The organism is Microbacterium sp. NIBRBAC000506063 (assembly GCF_017968845.1).
GTDB lineage: Bacteria > Actinomycetota > Actinomycetes > Actinomycetales > Microbacteriaceae > Microbacterium.
Genome location: NZ_CP072876.1, coordinates 635,754 through 653,623 on the forward strand (window position 1 = coordinate 635,754; position 17,870 = coordinate 653,623).

A 17,870-nucleotide genomic window follows, 5' to 3' on the forward strand; every position below is an offset into this window, starting at 1 on the left:
GAAAGGATGCCCATGCCTGTATCGAGCGACCGAAAGGGTGCCGAAGCGGCCACACCCGCCATCGACGTGCAGGGCCTGCGCAAGAGCTTCGGGGCGAACACCGTGCTCGACGGGGTCGACCTCACCGTCGCCGCCGGCTCGATCTTCGCCCTGCTCGGCCCGAACGGCGCCGGCAAGACCACCGCCGTAGGCATCCTCACCACCCTCGTCTCCCCCGACGCCGGCACCGCCCGCGTCCTCGGCTTCGACGTGCGCACCCAGGTCGCCGAGGTGACGCGCCGCATCAGCCTCACCGGTCAGTCGGCCGCGGTCGACGACGCCCTCACCGCGACCGAGAACGTCGTGATGTTCGCACGACTGTCGGGGCTCAGCCGCTCCGCCTCCCGTGCTCGGGCGGCGGAGCTCCTCGCCCAGTTCGGGCTGACGGATGCCGCGAGCCGGCTCGTGCGCACCTACTCCGGCGGCATGCGCCGGCGCCTCGACCTCGCGCTGAGCTTCGTGGTCACCCCGCAGGTGCTCTTCCTCGACGAGCCGACCACCGGGCTCGACACCCGTAGCCGCCGCGACCTGTGGGAGATCATCCGCACACTCGCCGACGCCGGAACCACCGTCTTCCTCACCACGCAGTACCTGGAAGAGGCCGATCAGCTCGCCGACCGCATCGCCGTGCTCCACGAAGGCCGCATCGCGGCCGAGGGCACCGCTGCCGAACTCAAGTCCCGCATCGGCGGCGACACCGTCCAGCTGCACGACGCGCACGGCGAGCTGCTGCGCGAGATCCCCACCGACGGCACCGTCCGCGGACTGCGCGAGGCGGTCGACACCCTCGACGAGGCCGGCGCCGACGGCATCGTCACCCTGCGCCGGCCGAGCCTGGACGACGTGTTCCTGGCGCTGACCTCGGCCCCTGGGCCGGCCGAAGGATCCGAGCATCTTGTGAAGGAGAACGCATGAACACCCAGACCCTCTCCCCGCGCACGGGCCCCTGGCCGAGCTCGGCGACCGACGGCATCCGTCCCCGACTCCGAGGCGTGACCGCCGAGAGCATCTTCGTCGGCCGGAGCATGCGCCACTCGCTGCGCGACGGCGAGTCCTTACTCATGGCGATCATGCTGCCGGTCATGCTCATGCTGCTGTTCACCTGGGTGTTCGGCGGCGCGCTGGATGCGACCGGCGGCTACGTCGACTACGTGGTGCCGGGATCATCCTCATCTGCGCCGGCTTCGGCGCCTCCTCGACGGCGGTGTATGTCGCCAACGACATGCGCACCGGCATCATCGACCGCTTCCGCACGATGCCGCTTCGCGCGGGAGCGGTGCTGACCGGTCATGTCGTGGCGAGCCTGCTGCGCAACCTCATCGCCACGGCCGTGGTCATCGGCGTCGGTGTGCTCGTCGGCTTCCGGCCCACCGCAACGTTCTGGGAGTGGGTCGCCGCCGGCGCGCTCATCGCGCTGTACATCCTCGCGATCACCTATCTGTTCGCCGCGATCGGCCTGGCCGCAGGCTCCCCGAGGCCGCCAACGGCTACGGGTTCATCCTGCTGTTCCTGCCGTACCTGTCCAGCGCCTTCGCCCCGGTGTCGACCATGCCGTCCTGGCTCCAGCCGATCGCCGGCAACCAGCCGATCACGCCGATCGTCGAGACGATCCGCGGGCTGCTCATGGGCACGCCGCTGAACGCCGAACCGCTGTGGGCGCTGTTCTGGTGCGTGCTGATCCTCGTGATCGCGGTGACGTGGGGCGCGTGGCTGTTCCGCCGGAAGGCGGGGCGGCGCTGAGCGTCAGGCGCCGAGGCGCTTGAGCGCCGTCGCCACCACGTGCTTCGCGTTGGCGGCGGCGCGACCCACGACCTCGGCGGCGTGCGTCGCACCGTCGGGCAGGGGCGCCAGCGGGTAGTCGACGTCGGGCGCCTCATCGCCGAAGGCATCGACGAGGAACGGCACGAGCCAGTCGTCGACGACCTCGAGCGGACCGACCGACAGACTGTAGAAACGACGCTGGCCGTCTTCGCGCACGGTGACGAGCTCGGCCTCGCGCAGCACCTTCAGGTGCTTGGAGACGGTGGGCTGGCTGATGCCGAGATCGTTCACGATCTCGCTCACGCTCGTGCCGGCATCCGCCTCTGATGCGCGACGCAGGAGGAGCTGCAGGATGTCGCGCCTCGTACCGTCTGCGATCACGTCGAAGATGTCGGTCATGTCATCAGGTTAGTCGTCCCCGGCCGGAGTACCATGACGAAGACTCGGCGAGGTGCTCCAGGAGAGGGGACGGGTGGCACGCAGGGAATCCTTCTCTCCTCCGGTCGGTGTCTTCGGTCGCTCCGGTCGGATGCTGCGCGACCTCGTGACGGCCTCACCCGCCCGTTTCGCGATCGCCATCTACTGTGCGCTGATCCTGGTGTTCACGGCCCTCTTCTCGCTGCCGGCGGCATCCGCCGAAGGCAAGGTTACCCCGCTCGCCGACGCCCTGTTCACCGCCGTCTCGACCATCTGCGTCACGGGCCTGTCGACCGTCGACATGGCCTCGCACTGGTCGGGCTTCGGGCACGTGCTCGTGTTCATCGGCGTGAACATCGGCGGCCTCGGGGCGCTCACGCTCGCCTCGATCCTCGGCATGGTCATCTCCAAGCGCCTCGGGCTCAGGGCGAAACTGCTCGCCGCGGGCGACTCGAATCCGCTGCGCGCGCACGGCGGTCCCGTCAACGAGAGCCAGACGGTGCACCTGGGCGAAGTGGGTCAGCTGCTGAAGACCGTGGCGATCTCGACGATCGTGATCGAGGTCGTCCTGGCCATCGTGCTCTACCCGGGCCTGGTCATGGCGGGCATCGACCCGATCGCCGCGCTCTGGGAGGCGCCGTACTACGCCGCCATGGCCTTCACGAACACGGGATTCACCCCCAACGACGGCGGCGTGACGATGTTCGCCGACGACTACCTCGTGCTCATCGTGCTCATGACGGGCGTGTTCCTGGGCAGCATCGGCTTCCCCGTGATCTACACGCTCGCCAAGCACGTCTGGCATGTGCGGCGGTGGTCTCTGCACTCGAAGCTGACGCTCGTGACGACCGTCCTGCTGTTCTTCGCCGGGGCGCTCGTGTACATCGTGCTCGAGGTGAGCAACCCGCGCACCTTCGGGTCGATGGATGCGACCGAGACGACCATGAACGCCCTGTTCCTGTCGGCCATGACCCGATCGGGCGGCTTCTCGGTCATCGAGATCGACGATCTGCACGGCTCCTCCGTGCTCGTCACCTGCATGCTCATGTTCGTCGGCGGAGGCTCGGCCTCGACCGCCGGCGGCATCAAGGTCACGACCCTCGCCGTGCTCGCGATCGCCGTGTGGTCGGAGGCGCGCGGACGCCAGGCCGTCCAGGCCTACGGCCGCCGCATCCCCAGCGACGTGCAGCGCGTGGCCCTGAGCGTCGTCGCCTGGGCTGCGACGATCATCGCCGTGGCGACGATCGCGATCATCCAGATCACCAAGGCGCCGCTGGAGTCGGTGCTGTTCGAGGTGATCTCGGGATTCGGTACCGTGGGCTGTCGACCGGCCTGACCGCGGAGCTCCCCGATTCCGCATCGCTCGTCCTGGCGCTGGCCATCTTCATGGGCCGGGTTGGTACAGTGACACTCGCCGCGGCGGTGGCCGCGACGAGCCGCACGCAGCGGTACTCGCTGCCCGTGGAAAGGCCGATCGTTGGCTGAGAACCTCAAACGCGATGCCCCTGTTCTCGTGATCGGGCTGGGCCGGTTCGGCGCCGCCTGCGCGGGAGAGCTCGACCGCCTCGATCGCGAGGTGCTCGCCATCGACGCAAGCCTCGAGCTCGTGCAGAAGTGGTCCGATCGCGTGACCCATGCCGTGCAGGCCGACGCCCGCGACATCGACGCGCTCCGACAGATCGGGGCGCAGGACTTCTCCGTCGCCGTGGTCGCCGTGGGTTCGCTCATCGAGGCGTCCGTGCTCATCACCGCGAATCTCGTCGATCTCAAGATCCCGCAGATCTGGACGAAGGCGGTTTCGCAGTCGCACGGCAAGATCCTCGCCCGGGTGGGGGCGAACCACGTCATCTACCCCGAGCGCGAGGCCGGCGAGCGCGTCGCCCACCTCGTGAGCGGGCGGATGCTGGACTTCATCCGCTTCGACGACGACTTCGTGCTCGTGAAGATGTATCCGCCGAAGCTCATCCGCGGGATCGGCCTGAACGAGTCGGGCGTGCGCACGAAGTACAACGTGACGGTCGTGGGCGTGAAGAGCCCCGGCAAACCCTTCCGCTATGCGGAGGCCGACACGGTCGTGAGCAACCACGACCTCATCATCGTCTCGGGCACCAACCGCGACATCGAGCGGTTCGCGTCGCTGGCTCACTGACCCGATCCGGGCTGCGCCCGCCTCGCCCCGCTCGACCTGAAAGATGGTTCACATTCTGGTCGATCGCGGTTAGAGTCGTCTCACACGCGGCGACGGGGCCGCGCACGACCCGAAGGACCAACCATGGCGTCACACCTCTTCGACGGGATCACCTCACGGGTGATCGACACCGCGCGCGTGCGGGTGAACATCCTCGAACGCGCGGCCGACGTCCCCGCGACGCCCGCCGAACGCACTCTTGTGCTCGTGCACGGCAACGTCTCCTCGGCGCTGTTCTGGCAGGAGCAGATGCTCGCACTGCCCGAGGATCTGCGGGTGATCGCCGTGGACCTGCGCGGCTTCGGCGACAGCGAGAGCGCCCGGTCGACGCCACGCGGGGCCTGCGCGACTACAGCGACGACGTCGCCGCGACGCTTGAGGTGCTCGGCATCCCGGCGGCCCACCTCGTGGGCTGGTCGATGGGCGGCGGCGTCGTGATGCAGTACGCGCTCGACCACCCCGTGCTCTCCCTCACCCTGCAGGCAACCGTCTCGCCCTACGGCTTCGGCGGCACGCGGCGCGACGGCTCACGCCTCACTGCAGACGACGCCGGATGCGGCGGGGCGGCGCCAATCCCGACTTCGTGCAGCGACTGCGCGACGGCGACACCTCCGACGAGGCGCAGACCTCGCCCGCAGCGTCTTCCGCAGCAGTTACGTCGCCGCGGGATACGAGAGCGCGCACGAAGACACCTGGGTCGCATCGATGCTCACGACCTCGACCGAGCCGGGGAACTACCCCGGCGACGGAACGGCGAGCGAGAACTGGCCCGGCTTCGGCGCCGGGAGCGTCGGCGTGCTCAACACCATGGCACCGGGCCATTTCAACGTTTCCGGGATCGTCGACCTCGCGCGGAAGCCGCCGATCCTCTGGATTCACGGCACCGCCGACGCGATCGTGTCGGACGCCTCGTTCTTCGACCTCAACCACCTCGGCGCCCTCGGCGTGATCCCCGGCTGGCCGGGTGAGGACGTCGCACCCGCCCAGCCCATGGTCTCGCAGACCCGTGATGTGCTCGACGCCTACGCCGCCGCCGGCGGCACGGTCACTGAGGTCGAGCTCGAAGGCGCGGGCCACTCCCCGCACCTGGAACGCCCGGAGGAGTTCCGCGCGGCGCTGCGGAAGCACATCGGGGCGTAGCTACGCCCCCGCGGCGATCTCGCGGGCGCGGGCGAGCGCGGCATCCGTCGCCTCGGCGAAGAGGGCATCCAGGCGCGCCTCCCGCAGGACGGCGATCGCGCGCTCGGTGGTGCCCTTGGGGCTCGTGACGCGGCGGCGCAGCTCGGCGGGATCCTCACCTGAGGCGTCGAGGAGCGCGGCGGCACCGATGAAGGTCTGCTCGGCCATCAGGCGCGCATCGGCCTCGCTGAAGCCCTTGCCGATCGCCGCCTTGGTGAGTCCTTCGATGAGCAGGAAGACATACGCGGGCCCGACCCCGAGATCGTCGAGAGCGCGTCGATCTGCTCTTCGGGAACCTCCACGACCGCGCCGACGGTCTCGAAGAGCCGCCGCACGATGGCGACGTCCTCCGCGCTCGCGGACGCTCCGCGCGCGAGTCCGGTCACGCCCTTCCCGACGGTCGACGGAGTGTTCGGCATCGAGCGGATGACGCTGACGCCCTCCCCAGCACGGCGGCGAAGCGCGCGAGGGTCACCCCGGCCGCGAGGCTCACGACGACCGCATCCGGCCTGAGCACGGGGGCGATCTCGGCGAGCAGGTCCTCGACCATCGCGGGCTTGACACCGATGAGCACGACACGGGCATCGGATGCCGCATCCGCGTTCCCCGTCGGCCGTTCGGCCAGCGCGATGCTCTCGACACCGCCCAGCGCGGCGAGCGCCGCGGCCTTCTCGGCCGTCCGGTTCGTGGCGTGGATGCTCTCGACCGGGATGCCGCCGGCGACGACCCCCTGCAGGATCGCGCCGCCCATCGATCCGGCACCGAGGAACGCGAGAGAGGGAAGCGAGTCAGCCATGCCCCCATCCTACGGAGCCGGGCCCACCCCTCCGGCGGTGCGGTCTGGGAAGACACAAGCGCGCGTTCTAGACTCGTGGCATGAGTGCAACCGGCGGCAGCAAAGCGATCATCGCGGCCTTCCTGGCGAACATGGGCATCGCCGTGGCGAAGTTCGTCGCCTGGCTCCTGTCGGGTTCCGCATCGATGCTCGCCGAGGCGATCCACTCGGTCGCCGACTCCGGCAACCAGTTGCTGCTCCTGCTCGGCGGCAAGAAGGCGCAGCGCAAGGCCGACCGCGAGCACCCCTTCGGCTATGGCCGCGAGCGCTACGTCTACGCCTTCGTCGTCTCGATCATCCTCTTCTCGGCCGGTGGCCTGTTCTCGGTCTACGAGGGCGTCAACAAGCTGCGCGACCCGCACGAGGTCACCAACTACTGGATCCCGCTCACGGTCCTGGCCATCGCGATCCTGCTGGAGTCGTTCTCGCTGCGCACCGCGATCAAGGAGAGCAACAAGGTCCGCGAGCCCGGTCAGTCGTGGGTCGCCTTCGTCCGCCGCGCGAAGGCGCCGGAGCTCCCCGTCGTCCTGCTGGAGGACATCGCCGCCCTCATCGGCCTGCTGCTGGCCCTCTTCGGCGTCGGCCTCACCGCCATCACACACAACCCCATGTGGGACGCGATCGGCACACTCCTCATCGGCCTGCTGCTGATCCTGGTGGCGATCGTGCTGGGCGTGGAGACCAAGAGTCTGCTGGTCGGCGAGGGCGCCTCCGAGTCCGACCACGACGCGATCATCGAGGCGATCGAGGCCGGCGGCGAGGTCCAGCGCCTCATCCACATGAAGACGCTGCACATCGGCCCCGACGAGCTGCTCGTCGCGGCGAAGGTGGCGCTGGCATCCGACAAGCTCGTCCGCGATGCCGCACGCGACATCGACGACATCGAGAAGCGCATCCGCGACGCCGTCCCCAAGGCGCGCATCATCTACATCGAGCCCGACATCTATCGGCCGGCCCTCGACCCCGAGCCCCCGACAGACGTCTTCGTGCTCAAGTCGGCCGACTGAGCGCTTCCTCAGGCGTCGGATGCCGGCGAGCCGCCGCGCCCGCTCAGCGGCGCGATTCGAAGAAGGCGCGCAGGAGAGCCGTGGCGGCATCCGCCTCCACGCCCCCGACGACCTCGGCACGGTAGGGCAGGCGCCGATCGCGCAGCACGTCGTAGAGGGATCCGGCGGCGCCGGCCTTGTCGTCCCAGGCGCCGAAGACGACCCGGCTGATGCGCGACTGCAGGATCGCCCCGGCGCACATGAGGCACGGTTCGAGCGTGACGACGAGGGTGCGCCCCTCGAGGTTCCAGGATCCGACGCGGGCGGCCGCCTCACGCAGCGCCACGATCTCGGCGTGCGCGGTGGGGTCGCCGGTCTCCTCGCGGAGGTTGCGTCCCTCGCCGATGACATGGCCGTCGAGGTCGAGCACGACGGCGCCGACGGGCACGTCGCCGGCATCCCCCGCGGCATCCGCGAGCACGAGCGCGCGACCCATGGCGTCGAAATCGCTCGACATCGCACCTCCCCCACCGCCTGATCGGATGCCACGAGCCTACTGCCCCGGCTTTTGCGTGGTACCGCGGCGCACTAGCCTGTCTCTATGCGCTTGCACGTCGCCGACCACCCGCTCATCACCCACAAGCTGACCGTTCTGCGCGACGAGCGCACGCCGTCGCCGGTGTTCCGTCAGCTCACCGAGGAGCTCGTGACGCTGCTCGCCTACGAGGCGACGCGCAACGTGCGGGTCTCGCCCATCGAGATCCAGACCCCGGTCACCAAGACCGTGGGAGTGAAGATCAGCGAGCCTCGCCCGATCGTCGTGCCGATCCTGCGTGCGGGCCTGGGCATGCTCGAGGGCCTGGTGAAGCTGCTGCCGACCGCAGAGGTCGGGTTCCTCGGGATGATCCGCGACGAGGAGACCTTCGAGCCGACCACCTACACCGAACGCCTCCCCGACGACCTGAGCGACCGTCAGTGCTTCGCGATCGACCCGATGCTCGCGACCGGCGGGTCGCTGGGCGCCGCGATCGAGTTCCTCTTCCAGCGCGGGGCGCAGGACGTCACCGCGATCTGCCTGCTCGGCACCCCGAGGGCGTCGCCGCGATCGAGGAGATCGTCGGCGATCGCGACGTGACGCTCGTGCTCGGCGCGCTCGACGAGGGACTCAACGACAAGCGCTACATCGTCCCCGGCCTCGGCGACGCCGGCGATCGGCTCTACGGCACGGTCTGAGCGCCTCACTCTGACCGCCCGGCGCCCGGCCGGGCGCACGCGTCGCTACCCGCGACGGCCGAGTCAGAATTCGGACCATCGCGCGCTCACTCGGCGCGCCCAGACGCGACACGCCGTGCGGCGCGTGCTTCGTCCGTCTTTTCGCACGCGGACAGCGCCTCTCCGCTCGACAGCCGGGAACGACGCGAGCTCGGCATGGACTCACCCGACACCGACACCGACTCAGCTTGCGTCGGCTCCCACGAGGCGCGCGAAGGCGCTGAGGCGGGCGACGCCCTCGGGTCTCCACGGCAGGTCGTCGAGCAGCCCCGGCGAGTAGACGACGTAGGCGACGCTCTTGGCCCGGGAGACGGCGACGTTCAAGCGGTTCTGCAGCAGGAGGAAGTCCGACCCGCGCGGGGCATCGCGCCCGCTGGAGGCGGCGAGGCTCGTGATCGAGACGACCGCCTCCTTGCCCTGGAAGTTGTCGACGGTGCCGACCGGCACCCGCGGGTACCCGGCCGCGGTGAGCGCATCGAGCACCACCTGCTTCTGCGCGTTGTAGGGGGTGACGACGATGATGTCGTCCTGCACGAGCGGGCGCGGGTCCATCACGGTGCCGTCCGGTGCCGAGTCGGTGTACCGGCGGCCCAGGAGATCGCGCACGATGCGCACGACCTCGGCCGCCTCCTCCGCCGACTCGGTCGTGTTGCCGCGGTGGCGGATCGGCACGGGATGCAGACCGGGCGCCACGCCCTCGACCTCGCGGAGCGCGGTGACGGATGCTGCATCGAGCTGCCCCGCGTAGGCCAGCCGCGAGACGGGGTCGGCGACCTGCGGGTGCATCCGCCAGGTGTGCGAGAGGAAGTACCCGTGCGTGCGCGGGAGGACCTCGTGCCCTTCCATGAGCCATCCCAGCGCCGAGGTGTCGACGGGCTCCGGGTGGGTGCCCTGGCTGACCTGCGGGAGCTGCTGGGGGTCGCCCAGCAGCAGGAGCCGCTTCGCCCCGGCCGCGACGGCGATGGTCGAGGCGAGGGAGAACTGCCCGGCCTCGTCGATGACGAGGAGGTCGAGCTCCCGGCGCGGCACGCGCGCAGGGTTCGCGAAGTCCCAGGCCGTGCCGCCGACGACCACGCCCTGCCCGGCGTGCTCGGCGAGGAACGCGCCCATGCCCGCCTTGGGGATCACGGTGTACGCTGGCTCGGCCCCTTGCGGTCCTTCGGCGCCTTGGCGACCCTCCCCGGTGGCACGCCGTCTTCGATCACCCGATCGAGCAGCGTCTCGACGATCGCGTGCGACTGCGCGACGACGCCCACGCGGAAGCCATGCTCGTTCACGAGCCGGGCGATCACTCGCGACCCGGTGTAGGTCTTGCCCGTGCCCGGTGGCCCCTGCACGGCGACGTAGCTGTCGTCGAGGTCGCGCACGGCCTGGACGATCGCGTCGATCGCGTCGTCTGCGGCATCCGCGATCGGCCCGCCCGAGCTCGTGCGCGGCGGGATCCGGCGCAGGATGTCGGTCGCGGCATCCGGGGGAAGTCCGGGGCGCTGCCGACGACGCGCTCGGCCCACTCGACGATCGCCGCCTGCTGACTGCGCGTGTTCGGCGGACTCGGCGGTGTCAGCGCGAGCGGGAGCTCGTCCCAGGTCTGACCGTGCACCGCGCGCTCGAGCAGCACGTAGCCGTCGGGGAGGATCTCGAGGATCTCCGTCCCCGCGTTCGGGTAGTAGACCGCCCGGGAAGGCGACGCGGCCTCGAAGGGCATCGGAATCGGATACACGGCGTACGGGCTCGCTCCCGAACCCAGTGTGGTTCCCGGGGCGATCTCGCCGCGGACCTCGAGTTCACGGCTCAGCGCTCGCGCCCCTCGTCGACCGACCAGTCGCGGCGCGCGGTCGTCAGCGCGGGGTCGATGTGGACGACATCTTTCGCGTTCGCCCACATCGACACCGGCTCGCGCAGTCGCAGGAAGTGCCCCTGCCAGTAGGTCTTCGCCTCGCGCGGGTAATAGCTGATCGCCGCGGCCGCGAAGCGATAGAGACCGCCGTCGCGACCCTCCGCCTCGGCGCGCTCGGCCGCGGCGTACAGTTCGCCGGCCAGCGGCGGCGGTTCGTACGGCTGCGCGTCGCTCTCCTCGGGCGGCGCGGGATTCACCCCCGCTTCGCGCGCGAGCGCGATGAGCCAGTTGCGCAGGCGCCTGGTCGACACGCAGTCGTAGCGGTTGTAGTCGGCGAGGTCGTCGAGGATCGGCTGCGCCTCGGCATCCTGCCCGCTCTCCCGCAGCGAACGCGCCGCGACATAGCGCTCGATGGAGACGTCGCCCTTCTGGACGTCGCTCGTGCGTACCTCGTCGCCCATATAGAGCGGTTCGAGCTTCTTGATCGAGTAGGAGCGCTCCCCGATCCGCACCGACCGGAGCACGATCGGATACAGGTCGACGAAGACGCCCTCGCGCAGCAGTGCGTCGACCTCTTCCTCGCCGACGCCGTGCCGGGCCGCCATCGCGCTCAGGTGCGATGTCTCGTAGGGCGCGTAGTGGTAGATGTGCATACCCGGGTAGGTGCGACGACGATCGGAGACGAAGGCGAGGAAGTCGAGGAGTGCCCGACGCTCCTCGGCGAAGGAGTGCGCCCAGATCGCCGTGTACTCCTCGCGGTCGTTCACCCACCCGAACAGGTAGTCGAGGCCCCAGGCCCGCTCGCCGTCGCCCACCGCGTCCTCCGTGTAGAGGGGGTCGCCCTCGAAGTCGAAGAAGATGTCGCCGGCGTTGGGCTTGGGCAGCGTGTGGATCGCCTGCGGCTGGTGCACTTCGACCGGCGGCGGTGCGCCCTCGGGCGTCTCGGATGCGGCGATCTGCAGGCGCGCCTGTGCGCGGAGGTTCGCGAAGGTCTCGGGGTTCATGCCGGCGGGCGCGTCGGATGCCGCGGCGAGCTGGTCGATGGTCTCGACGCCCGCATCACGCAGCCGGGTGCGCTGCACCGGCCGCATCCGGGCGACCATCAGAAGGTCGCGTGCGGCGATCACCTGCTCTTCGCACGTGGCGCAGCGCCCGCAGGCGCGCACCTCGAGATCGCCGCGGTCGTCGCCCCAGGCGAGCGGTTCGCCTTCCGCGCCATCGGCGACACGGCGATCGGCGATGAGCGCCCGCAGCCGCGCTCGGCGCACGTGGAACAGCGGCAGGACATCGTCGACGGCGTGCGTGCTCGTCGTGCCGTCGCCCAGGAGCAGGTCGACTTCGTCGGAACGCGGGATGCCGAGAAGGTCGAGCTGGTCGACGTATGCCGCCAGCTGCATGAGCGCGGTCGTGCGGGCGGACCGGGCGAGCTTGGAGTCCTGCACCCGCCAGCGACCGTCGGCGTCACGGCGGAGGAAGTCGGCGAAGCCGACGAACTCCGCGGTCGCGAACGCCGCCTGGAAGACCAGCTGCGCGTCCGAGCGCAGTGCCGCGAGCGTCTCGTCGACCGCGGCCTGGAGCGCCTCGTCGTCGGCCGAGGAGGTGCGCTCGATCACCCGCACCGCCTGATCGCCGAGCTCGGCCTTGTACGCGGTGAGCACCCGCTCCTCGTGCACATCACCGAGCCTGGCTGCGCGCGCGAGCATCGGGTCTTCGGGATCGTCCACCGGATCGACCCGCCCGAGCTTCGCATCGATCGCCCGGCACCAGGCGAACTCGCACTCGGCTGCCGCCTTCAGATCGCTCGCGCTCCAGACGACCCGCCCCTCGGTGTGGATGATGCGCACGTTGCTCCTGTCTGCCGCTGCTTCGACAGTAGCGGCGGCCGCCGACATCGCACTCGACCGACGATGCCGACGACGGACGCCGCGTTCGCCAGGAGCGGAGCCTGTCCCGTTCTCGGATCGCGGACAGGCGGGCGCTTTAGGCTCGGAGGGTGAACGAGTTTCTCACCTGGCTGCTCGATTCCGTCCAGAGCGTCGATCCCGCGTTGCGGGCTCTCCTCGCGGGTATCGCGATCATGCTCGAGACGAGCGTGCTCATCGGGCTCATCGTGCCGGGCGACACGATCGTCATCGTCGCTGCGACGGCTGTCGCCACCCCCTTCGAGGGCATCGCGCTCGGGGTCGTCGTCGTGCTCGGAGCACTCCTGGGCGAGACCGTCGGGTACACGCTCGGATACTGGCTCGGACCCAAGATCCGCGCCTCCCGCCTCGGCCGTCGCATCGGAGAGACGAACTGGGACCGCTCGGAGCGCTACTTCCGCCGGCGCGGAGGCCCGGCGATCTTCCTGTCGCGATTCCTGCCCGTGCTGCACTCCCTCGTCCCCCTCACGGTCGGGATGGCCCGCTACCCGTATCGCCGCTTCCTCGCCTGGACGCTCCCCGCGTGCATCATCTGGGCCGCGCTGTACATCACGGTCGCCTCGCTCGCCGCGGGGACCTACCGCGAGCTCGCCGACCAGGTCCACTCCGCGGGATACATCTTCGTCGCCGTGATGGCGGCGTTCTTCCTGCTCGTCTTCCTCGGGAAGAAGATCGTCGAGCAGATGGAGAAGCGCCACCTCGACGGGACGGATCCGCGGCATCCGCACAACACGGATGACGAGATCGAGCGCTGAAGGGACTTCGCGACCCTTCCGGAACCTGCGGAGGCGCCTACCGCCACCACGTGTCGAACGGCGTCACCGGCAGCTGGCGCTTGTGCTCGGTCGCCCGGTACTTCGCCTCGATGAGGGCGGCGACCGAGGGTTCCACCTCGCGCCCTTCCAGGAAGTCGTCGATCTGCTCGTAGGTCAGCCCGAGCTCGTCCTCGTCGGCACGGCCGGGCTGCCCGTCGAGCAGATCAGCCGTGGGCACCTTCTGCGAGAGCTGCACCGGCGCGCCGAGGGTTTCGAGCAGCTGCCGGCCCTGACGCTTGGTGAGCCCCGACAGGGCAGGACGTCGGCGGCGCCGTCACCGAACTTGGTGAAGAACCCCGTGACCGCTTCGGCGGCGTGATCGGTCCCGATGACGAGGAATCCGCGGTGCCCGGCGAGCGCGTATTGGGCGACCATGCGCACCCGCGCCTTGACGTTGCCACGGTTGAAATCGCTGAGGTCACCGTCGACGGCCGCCTCGACCCCCGCTTCGACGCCGTCGACCCCCGCCTCGATGTTGAACTCGACGGCCTCATCGGGGCGATGAAGGCGAGCGCCGCCTCGGCATCGGCGGCGTCGTGCTGCACGCGATAGGGCAGGCGGACGGCGAGGAACGCAGCATCCCTTCCCTGCGCGCGGACACGCTCGACCGCGAGCTGCGCGAGACGCCCGGCGAGGCTGGAGTCCTGCCCGCCCGAGATGCCGAGCACGAAGCCGCGTGCGCCGGTCGCGGTCAGGTAGTCGACGAGGAACTGCACCCGCCGGTCGACCTCCCGCGACGGGTCGATGTCAGGCGACACTCCGAGAGCGGCGGCGATCTCCTGCTGGACGGACATGGACTCCTCCTGGGTCTGCTTCCTCCAGTATCGCCCCTGCGTGTTACGGACTGATATCGGAAGCCCCCGCGTCAGCCGGAGACGCTCGCCTCTTCGTCCTCGTCGAAGCCCAGCGTCTCGAGGCCGTCGGCACCGACCGCGTCGTCAGACGGGGAGAGCTCGAGCTCGGCGAGCCTCTCGCCGAGCATCTCACGGGTCGTCTCGCCCAGCTCGAGCGATTCCACGCCACGCAGCTTGCGCTCGACGGCACGCGTGCGACGCCCTGCCTCGCTCACGGTGTTCTGCGCGGTCTGCAGCTGCTTGCCGAGCTTCTCCCACACCTGACCGTACTTCTGGAACTCGGCCTTGGCTGCGCTCAGGACCTTCCACACCTCGCTGGAGCGCTTCTCGATCGCGAGCGTGCGGAACCCCATCTGCAGGCTGTTCAGCAGCGACATGAGCGTGGTGGGTCCGGAGACGGCGACACGGTGCTCGTTGTGGAGCCGGCTCACGAAGCCCGGCCGGCGCATGACCTCGGCGAACAGACCCTCGGTGGGCAGGTACATGATCGCGAAGTCGGTCGTGTGCGGCGGCTCGACGTACTTCGACGAGATGAGCTTGGCCTGCGTCAGGATCGCCTTCTCGATCTCCTTGCCCGCCATCTCGATCGCGGCGATATCACCCGACTCCTGGGCGACGAGCAGCCGCTCGTAGTCTTCCTGAGGGAACTTCGAGTCGATCGGCAGCCACACCGGGGTCTCGCCGTCACCGGTGCCGGGCAGCTTCACCGCGAACTCCACTCGGTCGTTCGAGTCGGGGCGCACCGCCACGTTCTCGGCGTACTGCTCGGGCGTGAGCACATCCTCCAGCTGACGGGCGAGTTGGACCTCGCCCCAGCCGCCCCGCGACTTGACGTTCGTCAGCACGCGCTTGAGCCCGCCGACATCCGATGCAAGTGTCTGCATCTCGCCCAGGCCCTTCTGGACCTGCTCCAGCCGCTCGCTCACGAGCGAGAACGACTCGCCCAGGCGCTTCTCGAGCGTGCCCTGCAGCTTCTCGTCGACCGTCTCGCGCATCTTCTCGAGCTTCTGCTCGTTGCCCACCCGCAGCTTCTCGAGCTCTTCACTCAGCGTCTTGCGCAGCTCCGCCTGCTTCTCGGTGTTGCGGTCGGTGAGCTCCTGGATCCGCCTCGCGTTCTCCTCCAACGAGGACTTCAGCGTCGTATGCAGCTTCTCGTCGACAGTGATGCGCATCTGCTCGAGCTTGCGCTCGTTCTCATCGCGCAGCACGTCGAAACGCTGCTCGAGCGTCGTGCGCAGGTCGCCCAGCCGCGCATCCGTCTGCTGCTGGCCGCCGGAGACCGTCTGCACCAGTTCAGCGCGCTGGCTGTGCAGCTCCTGTCGCAGCTCGGGCGAGACAGCCTCGCCCCGGCCGCGCGAGAGCACGAGGAGGAGCAGGCCGATGCTGAGCAGCAGGTTCACGACGATCAGCAGCAGAAGTACGGTGTCCATGGTCTCCTCGCTCGTTCGGATGGGGCTTGACCGCTACGCTACGCCGGGCCTGCGACATTGCGGCGAGGCGCCCCGGGTCAGCGGATCGCGATCGTCAGGAGCATCGAGACGAAGACGGCGACGATCACCGTGCTGTAGGCGAAGGCGACGATCGAGTGCGTCGTGATCATCCCCGGCCGCGCCGGGTCAACACCTGTACGTCGGAGGACGAGAACGTCGAGGAGACCTGGAAGGACAGGTAGAGGAAGTCGAAGAACACCCGCTCGCCGTCGCCGGGGAACTCGAAGCTCCCCTCCTGCGCCCAGGCGCGTGCGTACTCGACGGCGAAGACCGCCGAGAGCAGCACCCAGCTCCCGGCGATCGCCAGGATCCCGCTCGTCACCAACAGCCCGTTGGTGCGCAGCGCCTCGTCGACGAGCATCACGGAGACACTGCCCAGAGCCACCACGGCGATTCCGATCGCCCAGGTCTTCGGGCCTCCGCCCTGCACGAGGAAGCGCGTGAGAAGTCCGGGCGAGCCCGTCTCCCGAAGCCGCCCGCGCAGCGCGTCGCCGCGGAGGCCGCGGAAGGCGATGTGCGTGAGCACGAGGTAGAGGGGGCCGTACAGCCCGAATCCCAGGAAGGGGGCCATGATCAGGATGTCGCGCCGCGTCGTGTCCTCGGGCGGAAATTACGCGATGACGATCAACGATCCCGCGACGATCGCCGCCACCATCGCCACCAGCACGAGGACGTGACGGGCGGCGTCGGAGTGCAGCAGACCCCGGTTGAGCGGCAGGCGCGATCGAACCGTGCCCTTCACCGTATCGGCTGCTCGGCAGAACGCGAGAGGACCCGGCCTCAGTTCTGCGAGAGGAGCCCTGCGTGCTCCGGGTGCGCATCGAACCAGTCGGCCACGTACCAGCACACCGGGCGCACGCGACGATCCCCCTGCGCGGCGATCTCCTCGACCGCACCCTGCACGACCCGGGCGGCGTGCCCGTGTCCGCGATGCGTGGGGATCGTGAAGGCCCGTGTGAGCGCGACCGTGCGACCGTCGTCGCGGTAGTCGAGTACGCTCAGCAGCTCGCCGTCGCGCGTGAGGGTGTAGCGCGCGGCATCCGATTCCTTCGTCAGCACGAAGCCGTCGTCCTCAGTCCTGGTCACTCCCCAGCCTACGGTCGGCAGAGGACACCGGCACCGGATGCCGCCTCTGCAACATTTCGTCATACAAGGACCAGCTTTGACACGGGCCGCTGTTTTCCGACATAATCGGGCCCATGACCACCAACACACTTCCCTTGTCCGCCCAGGAGGCGAACGGGACGACCGGCATGATGATGGCCGGCCGTGTTGGCATGTGTTGCCGAATGTGTCGCTGATACTCAGCCACCCCCGCCGGCCAGACGCGTGAACTCCGACGTCTGAGCCCCGAGCACCCACCCGCCTGCTCGCTCACCGGCCTCTCGGTCACTTCGCAACACACTCAGAGCCCCGTCGGCTCACCCCTCCAAGGACTCCATCATCATGTCGAACACCGCCCTCCTCGAGCGTCCCGCCACTCGCGTCAACCACCTCCGCGCCGTCCCGCCGCTGGCTCCCGCCGCCCCGCGGCAGCACCCGCCGAGCCGGTCGCCGCCGACCTCCCTTCGCCCCGCTCGCCTCGCGGCTTCGCCCTCTACGTCGGACTCGACGAGATCAAGGCCGCCGAAGCCGGTGTGAGCCTTCCCGTGCTCGTCGACGCCCTGCGCCGCACGCTCGCCGAGCTCGCCCCGGGGCCGAGACCCACGCCACCGTCGCACTCGCGCCTCAGGGCGCCGGCGGCCGCGACCTCGACGTCGTCCGTCTCGCCCTGCACGAGCCCGGCGCGATCGCCCGCGCCAAGGCCGAGACCGAGGAGGAGACCGGCGACAACACCGGCGTCGCGGTCGACATCTCGCGCAAGCGTGTGCTCATCGACGGCGAGTCGGCCGCCTTCACCTACAAGGAGTTCGAGCTGCTGCAGTACCTGGTGCTGCGCGAGGGCCGCACGATCGAGCGCTCCGAGCTCGTCGAGGCCCTCTGGCAGTCACCCGACGACGAGACCCCGGGTGAGCGCACGATCGATGTGCACGTCCGGCGCCTCCGCGCCAAGCTCGGCCGCTACGAGGACATCGTGCGCACCGTGCGCGGCGTCGGCTACCGCTTCGACCGCCACGCCGACGTCGTCATCCGCTACGGCCACGGCACGCCCTCGCCCGACCGCTTCTGAGCATCCGGCGCTCCGCGGCCAGGCGAATCCCCTCCTGGGCGATCGACTCACGCAGAGGAAGAGGCGCGTCCTCTGCCAGGGAAGTGTCGGCGCCCGGGCGTAGGG

Annotated in this window: 20 protein-coding genes and 4 pseudogenes; 12 read left to right on the forward strand and 12 right to left on the reverse strand. The window is 69.7% G+C overall.

Annotated elements, in window-relative coordinates:
- Nucleotides 1-12: 12 nt before the first annotated feature.
- The 3 genes from KAE78_RS03480 to KAE78_RS18310 are packed head-to-tail and all read left to right on the forward strand — an operon-like array spanning nucleotide 13 to nucleotide 1,678.
- A complete protein-coding gene (locus KAE78_RS03480; protein ID WP_223171818.1) occupies nucleotides 13-954 on the forward strand; it encodes an ATP-binding cassette domain-containing protein in 942 nt (313 codons plus the stop codon).
- Nucleotides 951-1,322: a hypothetical protein gene (locus tag KAE78_RS18305; RefSeq protein ID WP_317451847.1), complete on the forward strand. Its 372-nt coding sequence runs from the start codon at nucleotides 951-953 to the stop codon at nucleotides 1,320-1,322. Before KAE78_RS03480 ends, KAE78_RS18305 begins: the two co-directional genes overlap by 4 nt.
- Nucleotides 1,244-1,678 (forward strand): ABC transporter permease, encoded by a 435-nt coding sequence (locus KAE78_RS18310; protein ID WP_317451848.1) that lies wholly within the window; start codon nucleotides 1,244-1,246, stop codon nucleotides 1,676-1,678. Before KAE78_RS18305 ends, KAE78_RS18310 begins: the two co-directional genes overlap by 79 nt.
- 104 nt (nucleotides 1,679-1,782) lie before the next feature.
- Here KAE78_RS18310 and KAE78_RS03490 read toward each other — a convergent pair whose 3' ends face one another.
- Nucleotides 1,783-2,199, reverse strand: a complete 417-nt coding sequence (locus KAE78_RS03490) for an ArsR/SmtB family transcription factor (RefSeq protein WP_223171819.1) — start codon at nucleotides 2,197-2,199, stop codon at nucleotides 1,783-1,785.
- 130 nt (nucleotides 2,200-2,329) lie between these two features.
- Here KAE78_RS03490 and KAE78_RS03495 point away from each other — a divergent pair.
- The 4 genes and pseudogenes from KAE78_RS03495 to KAE78_RS19325 all read left to right on the forward strand — a co-directional run bounded on the left by KAE78_RS03495 (nucleotide 2,330) and on the right by KAE78_RS19325 (nucleotide 5,545).
- Nucleotides 2,330-3,702 (forward strand): annotated as a pseudogene (locus tag KAE78_RS03495) (TrkH family potassium uptake protein).
- The gene (locus tag KAE78_RS03500) at nucleotides 3,695-4,366 is read left to right on the forward strand and encodes a potassium channel family protein (protein ID WP_223171820.1); all 672 of its coding nucleotides are present in this window, start codon (nucleotides 3,695-3,697) and stop codon (nucleotides 4,364-4,366) included. The pseudogene KAE78_RS03495 and the gene KAE78_RS03500 overlap by 8 nt, the downstream one beginning before the upstream one ends.
- 123 nt (nucleotides 4,367-4,489) lie before the next feature.
- On the forward strand, nucleotides 4,490-4,843 hold the full coding sequence (locus tag KAE78_RS19320) for an alpha/beta fold hydrolase (RefSeq protein ID WP_411155980.1): 354 nt from the start codon (nucleotides 4,490-4,492) through the stop codon (nucleotides 4,841-4,843).
- 267 nt (nucleotides 4,844-5,110) lie between these two features.
- On the forward strand, nucleotides 5,111-5,545 hold the full coding sequence (locus KAE78_RS19325) for an alpha/beta fold hydrolase (protein ID WP_411155981.1): 435 nt from the start codon (nucleotides 5,111-5,113) through the stop codon (nucleotides 5,543-5,545).
- Here the strand turns inward: KAE78_RS19325 and proC are convergent.
- A pseudogene (proC, locus tag KAE78_RS03510) lies at nucleotides 5,546-6,380 on the reverse strand (pyrroline-5-carboxylate reductase).
- A gap of 80 nt (nucleotides 6,381-6,460) precedes the next feature.
- On the opposite strand from proC, the gene KAE78_RS03515 reads away from it, so the two are divergent.
- Nucleotides 6,461-7,426, forward strand: a complete 966-nt coding sequence (locus tag KAE78_RS03515; protein WP_223171822.1) for a cation diffusion facilitator family transporter — start codon at nucleotides 6,461-6,463, stop codon at nucleotides 7,424-7,426.
- A 43-nt stretch (nucleotides 7,427-7,469) separates the two neighbouring features.
- Here KAE78_RS03515 and tadA read toward each other — a convergent pair whose 3' ends face one another.
- Nucleotides 7,470-7,922: a tRNA adenosine(34) deaminase TadA gene (gene tadA / locus KAE78_RS03520; RefSeq protein WP_223171824.1), complete on the reverse strand. Its 453-nt coding sequence runs from the start codon at nucleotides 7,920-7,922 to the stop codon at nucleotides 7,470-7,472.
- Nucleotides 7,923-8,006: 84 nt separating this feature from the next.
- Between tadA and upp the strand changes: the two are divergent.
- Nucleotides 8,007-8,638 (forward strand): annotated as a pseudogene (gene upp / locus KAE78_RS03525) (uracil phosphoribosyltransferase).
- A 222-nt stretch (nucleotides 8,639-8,860) separates the two neighbouring features.
- Here upp and KAE78_RS19330 read toward each other — a convergent pair.
- The 4 genes from KAE78_RS19330 to KAE78_RS19345 all read right to left on the reverse strand — a co-directional run bounded on the left by KAE78_RS19330 (nucleotide 8,861) and on the right by KAE78_RS19345 (nucleotide 12,358).
- On the reverse strand, nucleotides 8,861-9,805 hold the full coding sequence (locus KAE78_RS19330) for a DEAD/DEAH box helicase (RefSeq protein WP_411155982.1): 945 nt from the start codon (nucleotides 9,803-9,805) through the stop codon (nucleotides 8,861-8,863).
- On the reverse strand, nucleotides 9,802-10,044 hold the full coding sequence (locus KAE78_RS19335; RefSeq protein WP_411156012.1) for an AAA domain-containing protein: 243 nt from the start codon (nucleotides 10,042-10,044) through the stop codon (nucleotides 9,802-9,804). Before KAE78_RS19335 ends, KAE78_RS19330 begins: the two co-directional genes overlap by 4 nt.
- A complete protein-coding gene (locus KAE78_RS19340) occupies nucleotides 9,966-10,382 on the reverse strand; it encodes a hypothetical protein (RefSeq protein ID WP_411156029.1) in 417 nt (138 codons plus the stop codon). The genes KAE78_RS19335 and KAE78_RS19340 overlap by 79 nt, the downstream gene beginning before the upstream one ends.
- An 86-nt stretch (nucleotides 10,383-10,468) precedes the next feature.
- Nucleotides 10,469-12,358: a TM0106 family RecB-like putative nuclease gene (locus KAE78_RS19345; RefSeq protein WP_411155983.1), complete on the reverse strand. Its 1,890-nt coding sequence runs from the start codon at nucleotides 12,356-12,358 to the stop codon at nucleotides 10,469-10,471.
- Between the two features lie 149 nt (nucleotides 12,359-12,507).
- Between KAE78_RS19345 and KAE78_RS03535 the strand changes: the two genes are divergently transcribed.
- A complete protein-coding gene (locus tag KAE78_RS03535) occupies nucleotides 12,508-13,191 on the forward strand; it encodes a DedA family protein (protein ID WP_223171825.1) in 684 nt (227 codons plus the stop codon).
- Nucleotides 13,192-13,228: 37 nt separating this feature from the next.
- On the opposite strand, the pseudogene nadE reads toward KAE78_RS03535, so the two are convergent.
- From nadE to KAE78_RS03555, 5 genes and pseudogenes are all read right to left on the reverse strand, one after another.
- A pseudogene (gene nadE, locus KAE78_RS03540) lies at nucleotides 13,229-14,045 on the reverse strand (ammonia-dependent NAD(+) synthetase).
- A 71-nt stretch (nucleotides 14,046-14,116) separates the two neighbouring features.
- Nucleotides 14,117-15,535, reverse strand: coding sequence for a DNA recombination protein RmuC (rmuC, locus tag KAE78_RS03545; protein WP_223171826.1), 1,419 nt, complete (start codon nucleotides 15,533-15,535; stop codon nucleotides 14,117-14,119).
- A 166-nt stretch (nucleotides 15,536-15,701) separates the two neighbouring features.
- A complete protein-coding gene (locus KAE78_RS03550) occupies nucleotides 15,702-16,166 on the reverse strand; it encodes a DUF1345 domain-containing protein (RefSeq protein ID WP_223171827.1) in 465 nt (154 codons plus the stop codon).
- Between the two features lie 39 nt (nucleotides 16,167-16,205).
- Nucleotides 16,206-16,337: a hypothetical protein gene (locus tag KAE78_RS17260; protein ID WP_262927739.1), complete on the reverse strand. Its 132-nt coding sequence runs from the start codon at nucleotides 16,335-16,337 to the stop codon at nucleotides 16,206-16,208.
- 38 nt (nucleotides 16,338-16,375) lie between these two features.
- Nucleotides 16,376-16,681, reverse strand: a complete 306-nt coding sequence (locus tag KAE78_RS03555) for a GNAT family N-acetyltransferase (protein WP_223171829.1) — start codon at nucleotides 16,679-16,681, stop codon at nucleotides 16,376-16,378.
- Nucleotides 16,682-17,041: 360 nt separating this feature from the next.
- Here KAE78_RS03555 and KAE78_RS03560 point away from each other — a divergent pair, with 360 nt between their 5' ends.
- Together KAE78_RS03560 and KAE78_RS03565 are read left to right on the forward strand one after the other, a co-directional pair.
- Complete coding sequence (locus KAE78_RS03560) at nucleotides 17,042-17,236, forward strand: hypothetical protein (RefSeq protein ID WP_223171831.1); 195 nt, start codon at nucleotides 17,042-17,044, stop codon at nucleotides 17,234-17,236.
- Nucleotides 17,237-17,462: 226 nt separating this feature from the next.
- On the forward strand, nucleotides 17,463-17,765 hold the full coding sequence (locus KAE78_RS03565) for a winged helix-turn-helix domain-containing protein (RefSeq protein WP_223171832.1): 303 nt from the start codon (nucleotides 17,463-17,465) through the stop codon (nucleotides 17,763-17,765).
- Nucleotides 17,766-17,870: the final 105 nt, after the last annotated feature.

Excerpts from the sequence above, each read along its gene's own strand:
- tadA (WP_223171824.1), bottom strand. The coding sequence starts at position 7,922 with ATGTCGAGCGATTTCGACGCCATGGGTCGCGCGCTCGTGCTCGCGGAT.
- KAE78_RS03560 (WP_223171831.1), top strand. The coding sequence starts at position 17,042 with ATGTCGAACACCGCCCTCCTCGAGCGTCCCGCCACTCGCGTCAACCAC.
- KAE78_RS03550 (WP_223171827.1), bottom strand. The coding sequence starts at position 16,166 with ATGGCCCCCTTCCTGGGATTCGGGCTGTACGGCCCCCTCTACCTCGTG.
- KAE78_RS19325 (WP_411155981.1), top strand. The coding sequence starts at position 5,111 with ATGCTCACGACCTCGACCGAGCCGGGGAACTACCCCGGCGACGGAACG.
- KAE78_RS03515 (WP_223171822.1), top strand. The coding sequence starts at position 6,461 with ATGAGTGCAACCGGCGGCAGCAAAGCGATCATCGCGGCCTTCCTGGCG.
- KAE78_RS19320 (WP_411155980.1), top strand. The coding sequence starts at position 4,490 with ATGGCGTCACACCTCTTCGACGGGATCACCTCACGGGTGATCGACACC.
- KAE78_RS19340 (WP_411156029.1), bottom strand. The coding sequence starts at position 10,382 with ATGCCCTTCGAGGCCGCGTCGCCTTCCCGGGCGGTCTACTACCCGAAC.
- rmuC (WP_223171826.1), bottom strand. The coding sequence starts at position 15,535 with ATGGACACCGTACTTCTGCTGCTGATCGTCGTGAACCTGCTGCTCAGC.
- KAE78_RS03490 (WP_223171819.1), bottom strand. The coding sequence starts at position 2,199 with ATGACCGACATCTTCGACGTGATCGCAGACGGTACGAGGCGCGACATC.
- KAE78_RS18305 (WP_317451847.1), top strand. The coding sequence starts at position 951 with ATGAACACCCAGACCCTCTCCCCGCGCACGGGCCCCTGGCCGAGCTCG.
- KAE78_RS03480 (WP_223171818.1), top strand. The coding sequence starts at position 13 with ATGCCTGTATCGAGCGACCGAAAGGGTGCCGAAGCGGCCACACCCGCC.